The sequence below is a fragment of the Paraglaciecola hydrolytica genome (assembly GCF_001565895.1).
In the GTDB taxonomy this organism is placed as follows: Bacteria; Pseudomonadota; Gammaproteobacteria; order Enterobacterales; family Alteromonadaceae; genus Paraglaciecola; species Paraglaciecola hydrolytica.
This window is the reverse complement of sequence record NZ_LSNE01000005.1, coordinates 381,568-389,373: the sequence shown is the minus strand read 5'-3', so window position 1 is coordinate 389,373 and position 7,806 is coordinate 381,568. Positions and strand designations below refer to the sequence as shown.

Here is a 7,806-nt window from a genome sequence, read left to right as displayed (position 1 = left end):
GTGGCCGTGGTGCCTTTATGCATGTGGGTGCCTTGATCGGTACGATCATGGCGGGTAATGTATTTTTCAAAATCATGCCTGCCCAGCGTTTAATGGTAAAAGCGGTGGCCAACAAAACCGAGATTGATCCCGAATGGGGACTAGGCGCTAAGTTACGTTCGGTACATAACAACTACTTCACCTTGCCCCTGTTGTTCATCATGATCAGCAATCATTACCCCATGACTTATCAGCACGAACTCAACTGGTTGATCTTAGTCGCGATTGGTGTGGTGTCGGCTTGGATAAGACACTATTTTAATCTCAAACATATCGGTATTAGCCGCCCTTCGGTACTCATTACTGGTGCCATTGGTATGTTATTAATTGCGTTGTGGGTCTCTATGCCTCGTGCTGTTCCTGTTGTTAGTCAAAACCTTAAGAGTGAGGTACAGCAGACAGCCCCTGCACTAACCGAACAACAAAGCCAAGTTATGGCCATCATGCAAACCCACTGTGCCAATTGCCACTCAGCTAAACCCACAGACGATATTTTTGTGATTGCCCCCTTAGGGCTAACCTTTGATAACTGGCAGCAAATAGAGGCTCGCGCCGCAGTGATATATCGCCGAGCCTCAGTCACTAAAGACATGCCCATGATGAATAAAACTGGCATGACAGAGGTCGAACGCGAACTGATAGCAACATGGTACAAAAGCTTAAATAGAGTTGACTAAGTGCCACATAGGACACAGATAATACAGAGGTAAATAACGTAAAATGATGGGACTGAGTGGCCTTAGATGTGCCCCGCTGGAGCGAATCAAAAAAATCCCCTAGGGCCAGCTCTATTTAAGACGGCCCACATTAATATCTATGCTGCTATGTTAAATTTTTCATTTTAACAATAAAACATTACACTCCGTGCGCAGCTATTATCAGGACAAATTAATGAGTAATAAAGCAACAGGTTTTACCCTTATTGAGTTAATAATAGTAATTGTAATACTTGGAATACTGTCGGTCGTTGCTGCACCTAAGTTCATCGATATTAGTAGCGATGCCCGAATATCGGTACTCGAATCATTTGAAGGATCCATGCGTACGGCATCAAACTTAGTCAATTTAAAAGCAATTATGGCTGGAAAAACGGATTGCGCGACAAATCCCACGATTCAAGTAGGGACTGAATCAGTAACCTTACGTTGCGGCTATCCTTGCCCTCACCCAAACGGAATAGCCAAGACAGTCTCTTTCGATGATAGTTTTGTATGGGTTGGTGGTAATTGTAGCGGACAATTGGGATCGATTGATGTACGACTTAATGACGCACCAGACCCTGCCAATTGTAAGATACGATATACTTCGGCTAGATCAACTAGAGCTCCAACATTCACATTAACCACTACAGGTTGTTAATAACATTAAGCTTACTTTGATTTTTTGTCCTTATTCTGTTTGGCTTTAATTAGGAATTAATTTAATCAATAGCTAACAACATCAGTGAGCAGTTTGAATGTGGTTGAATGAACAAAAAATAAGTGATGCTGCAATATCCCAATATCGTAAATTGCTCAGAAAATCTATTCCAAAACATATTGTCATTGATGGCTTATTCGACCTAAGCAAACTGGATGAGGTCGTCAAGGTTTTACAACAATCCTCTTGCTGGCAAACCCAAAAACATACCTACTTTGGCTTATATGTAGATGACAAACAATGGCAAAAAGCCAACAAAGAACAACGTTTTGTACAACGGGATGTGTGGTTGCGTAATGCCCTTAGCGCTAATGACACTAATACCTCCCATACCAATAATATTAATTCAAACATAGCCCATGATTTTTTAGCCTACTTACGTGGCAATGAGTTTATGCCGGTATTGTCGCGCATTTTTAATGTGACACTCACCGATATGCATGTGGCGGATCCTGCAATTAATACCAACTATTTTCGACTAGGCCCCAACGACTTTGTTGCCGAACACGCCGATGACTCTCCCGGAAGAGAAGTGTGTATGTTGTTATATTTAAACCAAGAGTGGGACGCCCATACGGGAGGAGAGCTAGTCTTTGCAGGTAAAAATGATCAACAGATTAGCATCCCACCACTACATAACCGATGTGTACTGTTTGATCCCTCCACAGAGGGCTCAGAACATTGGGTGAATAGTTTGAACACGAAGTACGCGGATAGGTTTAGGTACAATGTGACTAGTTGGTATTGGTCTGAATAGTGTTTTTTTAAGTAAGGAGCCTGTAACTAATTTGGTGTGACGGCCTAGCGTAAGCATCACGGAAACAGCCTATGCCTAACTTAAAAAAGTCTCAGTAAAAGTAAGCCTACTAAGGCAAAGCCAATACCTAACAATTCCATTAAACGAAACGGGATATGTAAAACAAAACGTGTATAGAGCAATATCACTAACAAGCTAAGCGCGGAAATTGCCGAAACCATGCCAGTTGGGCCAGTAGCAAAGGCCGTTAGAATAGCGACCATACCACCAACGTTGGTGAGTCCAACAAGTAAACCGACACTAAAGGTTCGAGTGTTAGACCATGATAACGTTGCGACTCCTTGGTTACGACTATTTCTATTGGCTAACCAGCTAACTAAAAACAAGAAGCTACCCACGCCAAACATTAGCGCCAAGGTAATAAACGTATCCGAGCCAACCCGGGTGGACTGTTTACCCATAATATCGTTCAAACCAAAAAACAAGGCCGCGAGCAAACCCCATTGTGCGCCCTTTAAATCTTTAAAACTGAGATCATTGGAACAGCGAATTAAGTAAATACCCAAAAATATAATGCCGAAAGACCACAATTGAATGACTGTTAAGGTTTCATTCCAAATTAGATAAGCAAGTATAACCACTATTAATGGTGTTAAGCCTGCAAGTACGCTGACCAGGGACGCTTTGCCAACTGCATATCCCTTATATAGAGATGCGTTGCCTAAAAATGACAAAATCCCCATACTACTGCCAACCACAAGATGACTAGTCGAAATATCAACTGCTATTTTTCCTAGCAAAAAAAACAAGGTACTTACCACCAAACCAGTAAAAAATACCCCACACAACATCAAGTTGCGATTCATAGTTTTTTGCGATGTCCATTGATAAAAAACACCCCGCAAACCAAACAGTATCGCCGCTAATAATGCGTAAACAACCCAAGTCATTTAAAATCTCCGGATCCAAATAAGTCGCTTTAATTTCAAAGCCAATTCGCGAGTTTCTGCAAGTCAGAAGATACAATCGACCGCGGATTATCCTGTAATGTGTTTTTTATACAAGGGATAGTAGGCAGCTACATAGGGTTATAATGTGACGAGTTGGTATTGCTCTGAATAGGGTGTTTACTAAAAGTTGTTTATGTAGCGATATTTAAATCAAACTGAACCGCACTTTGTATCCCAAGCTGAAAAAGGACACTATTTTGTTGGCATTGAGACCAGTTCTAGGAACACTTGTAATGCCCTTCTAGAGAGAATGCGCTTCCTAACTTGGCTGTTGCGCTCCAGTCAGGAGATACCCTTGGTTTACTTCCTTGTGCAACGGGCGAAGCGACTCCTGATCATGTCGAATGTTTTAGGTTTGAAAAGCTTCAACATAAACTGTGGTTAGTCGCCTCGAAAGAAAGCGATAACTGGTTTAGATGAAGTGAATAACAGGGATGTAAAGTATAAAACTATAGGGGTTCAATTAAGTTTGAACTACGCCAACATTTGATCAATTTTTGCAATACTGTCTTGGTCCGCTGCAATACGCCCAGTAAGCATGGTTTTTTTATCTATTAATTGCTTACGAAATTCGGGGCATAAGTAACCCAATTTTTTATAACGTTCATATCCACTTTTTATTTCAGAGAGTGAAAAACCTATCGCCTTACCTCGTTCAATAAAGGCTAACTCCTCAATTTGAATTTTGCCATAACATCGATAGCCATTACTCCCTCGCTTAGGTGGAGTCAGCATTCCAATTTTTTCGTAATAGCGCAACGTATCACGCAATATTCCAACCTTATTTTCAAATTCAGCAATTTTCATAATCTAAGCCTTGACTATGGAGTAAATCCATACTTTACCATGGTTTTACTAATCAGGAGATATTATGAAAATCACACAAATCAGAAACGCGACGTTAATCATTGAAGTCCAAGACAATTTTATTTTGGTTGATCCCATGCTTGCTGATCAATCGACTTTACCCAAACTACGTTATTTCAAGAGCAATCAACGTAATCCATTAGTAGGACTACCAGTTTCCTTTCATCAACTACAAAAACAAATTAACTATGCACTCATTACACATTGTCAAAAAGGGCATTTCGATCACTTAGACCGGGCTGGTGTAAACTGGTTACGAAAAAACAACATTACTACTTTTTGTACCACTCGAGATGTGAATTACTTAAGTAAAAAAGGGATTGTCACACGAGCTTTTGAAAAAAATGTTAGCGCCTTTTTTAACGGCAGCATCCAACAAATTTCAGCAACCCACACTACCGGCTGGTTAACCCCATTTATGGAACACGGGGTTGGCTACTTTATCAAGTTAGAAAATGAACCGAGCCTCTATCTTATGGGTGATACCATTCTGACCGATGAGATACGGGAGTTTATTTGTCATAATCAGCCGAACTACATCGTCGCCCCCACTGGCAAAGCCCAGTTTGATCTAGGCGCACCTTTATTATTAAGTGAAGAAGATATTATTGAATTAGCCTCACTGAGTACGGGCATCATTATCGCTAATCATATGGATGCCTTAGATCATTGTCGAATCAGTCGTAAAGACTTAGCGATAATATTAAAAGAGCATCACTTAGTTGAACGCTTTATTATTCCAAATGACGGTGAAACCCTAGCGCTTCATTTACCAAATTGGTAGACCAAAAGATGTACTAGCTACAATACAATAGTTTATGCTAATTCGAGTTACGCCTTAGCGACCTTTTCTGCAGAAATATATCTCGCTTAACAAGTCAATGGATTCGAGAGTCTATGCCAGTTTTAACATTATGTTTTTAGGTGATAAATCTTTTAGGACAGCGCTATATTGGCAGGCAATCAAAGACTACCAGTGGCGTATTTTACGCCTGTCTATTTTGCTCACAATACTGTCGATTTTAATCGTTAGTACTATTCCTTCTACCTATCTAGGAACGGCTAAGCTGGAATTTTTATCTCGGCAAACGGCGCTAGCAAGCGAAGCACATTTGCCCTTGACCGAGACGCTTAAGCATAATGAATTGGCGAGTATTTACGAAGAAATGTTATTGGAAAACATTACTAAAGGCCTGTTAACTAAATTAACAAAACTTAAATTATCTGATGTAGACAGTGAATTAGAAAAAGCACTAACAGAATATGTTGTTATTACTCGAATTAAACAAAAAATCAGGACGGCTTTACCTTTTATGCCACAGCAAGACCCAGATTTTTTAGCTCCCAAACAACTACTTATGTTAAAAAACAATTATACAAAAGAGCAACTTATTCAAAATTTGCACCTGCGTTATTCCTCGCGTCAGAGGGAGGTCTATATTGACTATAAAGATCGAAATGCAACTTTTGCTATTATTATTGCCAAGTTAGCCGCAGATTTATATGTGCAGAGTGTTGCTGAGACAAAAACGCAGTTGACTGAGCAATTTGAGCAGCAAGTTAAGCTAAACACTATGCAACCATCTACCCTTGCTAATACGGTAGATTCAAATATTCATATAGGCAACTACACGACTATACGTTTAAAGCCCAATAGGATATTGATAGTGAGTATGAGTTTTTTAGTAAGTCTTTTAGTCATATCATCACTTGTGTTGCTTCTTGTGCGTCTTCAGGCCGCAGACGGGTATAAAAATCAGCTGCTCACTGCTAAAAGCAGTAAATCAAACACATGACTTTATCTGATAGTTTTATTATTGGTGCAGCAGGATGACAAGAGCTCATTATTTTGTTGTGGCTTTTATCATCACTTTATGTGGTTTCGGATTACACCAAGCCCTGTCTTTTGGTAGGGCAAGTTATGATCATTATGCGGTAAGCAATATGCTCAAACATTGGCAAAACTTTCCACTAGAGCACAACAATAAAGACTATTCGCATTTTAAAACCAGAGCTCAACAAACAGTGTTGCATCACCCTCACCATGCTGAGTATTGGGATCATTTGGCACAAGTTACCGAGTGGGGATTTATCTTTGGCTATGAAAAACGTGAAAGTGGCTTGTTAGAAGCAAAAAAGCACTATCTACGTGCGACCGAGTTAAGACCTCTTTGGCCAGACACTTGGGCTGCTTTAATTAAACTTAAATGGCGATTACAAGAATTTGACAAAGAGTTGTTATATTATTTTGAGCGAGCTACAACGCTCGGTCCGCAAAAGCCCGAGATACACCTTTTGGTGGTTGAATTAGGCTTGGCGCTCTATGCAAACAATCACTTTATGTTGATAAATATTCGTCCAGAATTTAATCGAAGGCTGGTGCTTGGCCTCAAGCATCCTAATACTCGAGAACAGGTAAGAAAGCTGATAGACCAATATAAGTTGCAAGTAGTAGCCTGTAATTGGCTTAAAAATGAAGACTCAAATACGCGAAAACTCATTGCCAAATGCAAATGAGCTAGTTCATTCTCAACGTCTTGACCACTAAAACCATTGTTTGAAGCATTGCCATTGTTAGTAGCAGCTTTAATGTGTCAATTGTTTGCAGACCGATTAACAATTGCGTTTTTGGCAACCAAGGGTAAAACAATAAATATAATAAAATAAACCGCGTTTGCTGGTGCTTGCAGCGGAAAGTCTACCGACATATGGATTAACATGCCTAAGTAAGCCATGAGACAGGCAAACGAAGTACCTTTAGACAGTGGACTGGCATTTTTTTTGAGGGCTGTCATTGCCTTAATAAATGAGAACAGTACAAGCAGCCCTAACAAAGTAAAACCTAAGATGCCGTACTCAATGACTATTTCTAGATAGTCATTATGAGCATGGTCATAAAAAGGGTTGATAATCGAGTTTTTATATCCTGGAAAAACGCTGTAAAAACTGCCGCCTCCGGAACCCAACAATGGATAATCTTCAATGATGACTAGCGAATCGATAACCACTTCGTCTCTTGTTTCCTGACTGAAACTGGTTTCTGCTAATCTTTGTTGTACCTTTTCCAAGCCGAACCATTTGCTGACAATAAATAGATCTATTAGCAGCATACTGATGAGCAGTATAGCCAGACCTTTAGATTTTTTTCTATCCAACAACAATGCAAACAAACTCACTGCTATTAGCGCTGTAAAAAATGCTGTATTACCCATTCGAGAACGTGACATAACTAGGGCTATCACCATGATAGCGAGGCATATTCGGATCAATGTTTTGCTAGACAGTAAGGTGGTAATCAACGAGATACGCCAGTCTTGCGGTTTTTGAGATTTGCTTATTTCTATATCAGTTACCATTAAACCAACTCCTGCACTTAGACAAAGCAACAAAAAATTAGCAAAATGATTTTTATAAACAAAACTCCCCGTGGCAGACTCACTGATAGCTAAGTCAAAAACCAAGCTAAACCCGCTACCTGAAAGCACTTCCACTACGCCATAAATGGCCTGAATAAGACCACTAAATAGTAAGACCAAAAGTAAACGACGGATGTGTTTTTCATCATCAATTAACATCAAGCAACTTAAAAATAGACTGAAGTACCCTAAACTTTTGATAAAACTGATTTGGCTCTGACCTAAGTCAGTTGACAAATAATAAGCCGGCATGGCTGATGTTAAATGATCCCCTAGCCTATTAGGTGATAGCAGCTCA

At 39.9% G+C, this 7,806-nt stretch carries 9 protein-coding genes; 6 read left to right on the top strand and 3 right to left on the bottom strand.

Going from position 1 to position 7,806, the window contains the following annotated elements:
- The 3 genes from AX660_RS09670 to AX660_RS09660 all read left to right on the top strand — a co-directional run.
- On the top strand, positions 1–716 hold a 716-nt coding region (locus AX660_RS09670), incomplete at its 5' end, for a urate hydroxylase PuuD (RefSeq protein WP_201027432.1).
- Between the two features lie 214 nt (positions 717–930).
- The gene (locus tag AX660_RS09665) at positions 931–1,398 is read left to right on the top strand and encodes a prepilin-type N-terminal cleavage/methylation domain-containing protein (protein WP_068375967.1); all 468 of its coding nucleotides are present in this window, start codon (positions 931–933) and stop codon (positions 1,396–1,398) included.
- A gap of 97 nt (positions 1,399–1,495) precedes the next feature.
- Positions 1,496–2,215: a 2OG-Fe(II) oxygenase gene (locus AX660_RS09660; protein ID WP_068375966.1), complete on the top strand. Its 720-nt coding sequence runs from the start codon at positions 1,496–1,498 to the stop codon at positions 2,213–2,215.
- A gap of 80 nt (positions 2,216–2,295) precedes the next feature.
- Here AX660_RS09660 and AX660_RS09655 read toward each other — a convergent pair whose 3' ends face one another.
- Together AX660_RS09655 and AX660_RS09650 are read right to left on the bottom strand one after the other, a co-directional pair.
- Entirely contained in the window at positions 2,296–3,165 is an 870-nt protein-coding gene (locus tag AX660_RS09655; RefSeq protein ID WP_068375964.1) for a DMT family transporter, read from the bottom strand.
- 534 nt (positions 3,166–3,699) lie between these two features.
- Positions 3,700–4,032 carry a MerR family transcriptional regulator gene (locus AX660_RS09650; RefSeq protein WP_068375963.1) on the bottom strand — a complete coding sequence of 111 codons (333 nt, stop codon included), beginning with the start codon at positions 4,030–4,032 and terminating at the stop codon, positions 3,700–3,702.
- Positions 4,033–4,096: 64 nt separating this feature from the next.
- Between AX660_RS09650 and AX660_RS09645 the strand changes: the two genes are divergently transcribed.
- The 3 genes from AX660_RS09645 to AX660_RS09635 all read left to right on the top strand — a co-directional run bounded on the left by AX660_RS09645 (position 4,097) and on the right by AX660_RS09635 (position 6,609).
- The gene (locus tag AX660_RS09645; RefSeq protein ID WP_068375962.1) at positions 4,097–4,876 is read left to right on the top strand and encodes an MBL fold metallo-hydrolase; all 780 of its coding nucleotides are present in this window, start codon (positions 4,097–4,099) and stop codon (positions 4,874–4,876) included.
- 130 nt (positions 4,877–5,006) lie between these two features.
- On the top strand, positions 5,007–5,888 hold the full coding sequence (locus AX660_RS09640; RefSeq protein WP_131811780.1) for a hypothetical protein: 882 nt from the start codon (positions 5,007–5,009) through the stop codon (positions 5,886–5,888).
- 34 nt (positions 5,889–5,922) lie between these two features.
- Positions 5,923–6,609 (top strand): VpsP family polysaccharide biosynthesis protein, encoded by a 687-nt coding sequence (locus AX660_RS09635; RefSeq protein ID WP_068375957.1) that lies wholly within the window; start codon positions 5,923–5,925, stop codon positions 6,607–6,609.
- Positions 6,610–6,686: 77 nt separating this feature from the next.
- On the opposite strand, the gene AX660_RS09630 is transcribed toward AX660_RS09635, so the two are convergent.
- On the bottom strand, positions 6,687–7,667 hold the full coding sequence (locus AX660_RS09630) for an O-antigen ligase family protein (protein WP_235594706.1): 981 nt from the start codon (positions 7,665–7,667) through the stop codon (positions 6,687–6,689).
- Between the last annotated feature and the right edge of the window lie 139 nt (positions 7,668–7,806).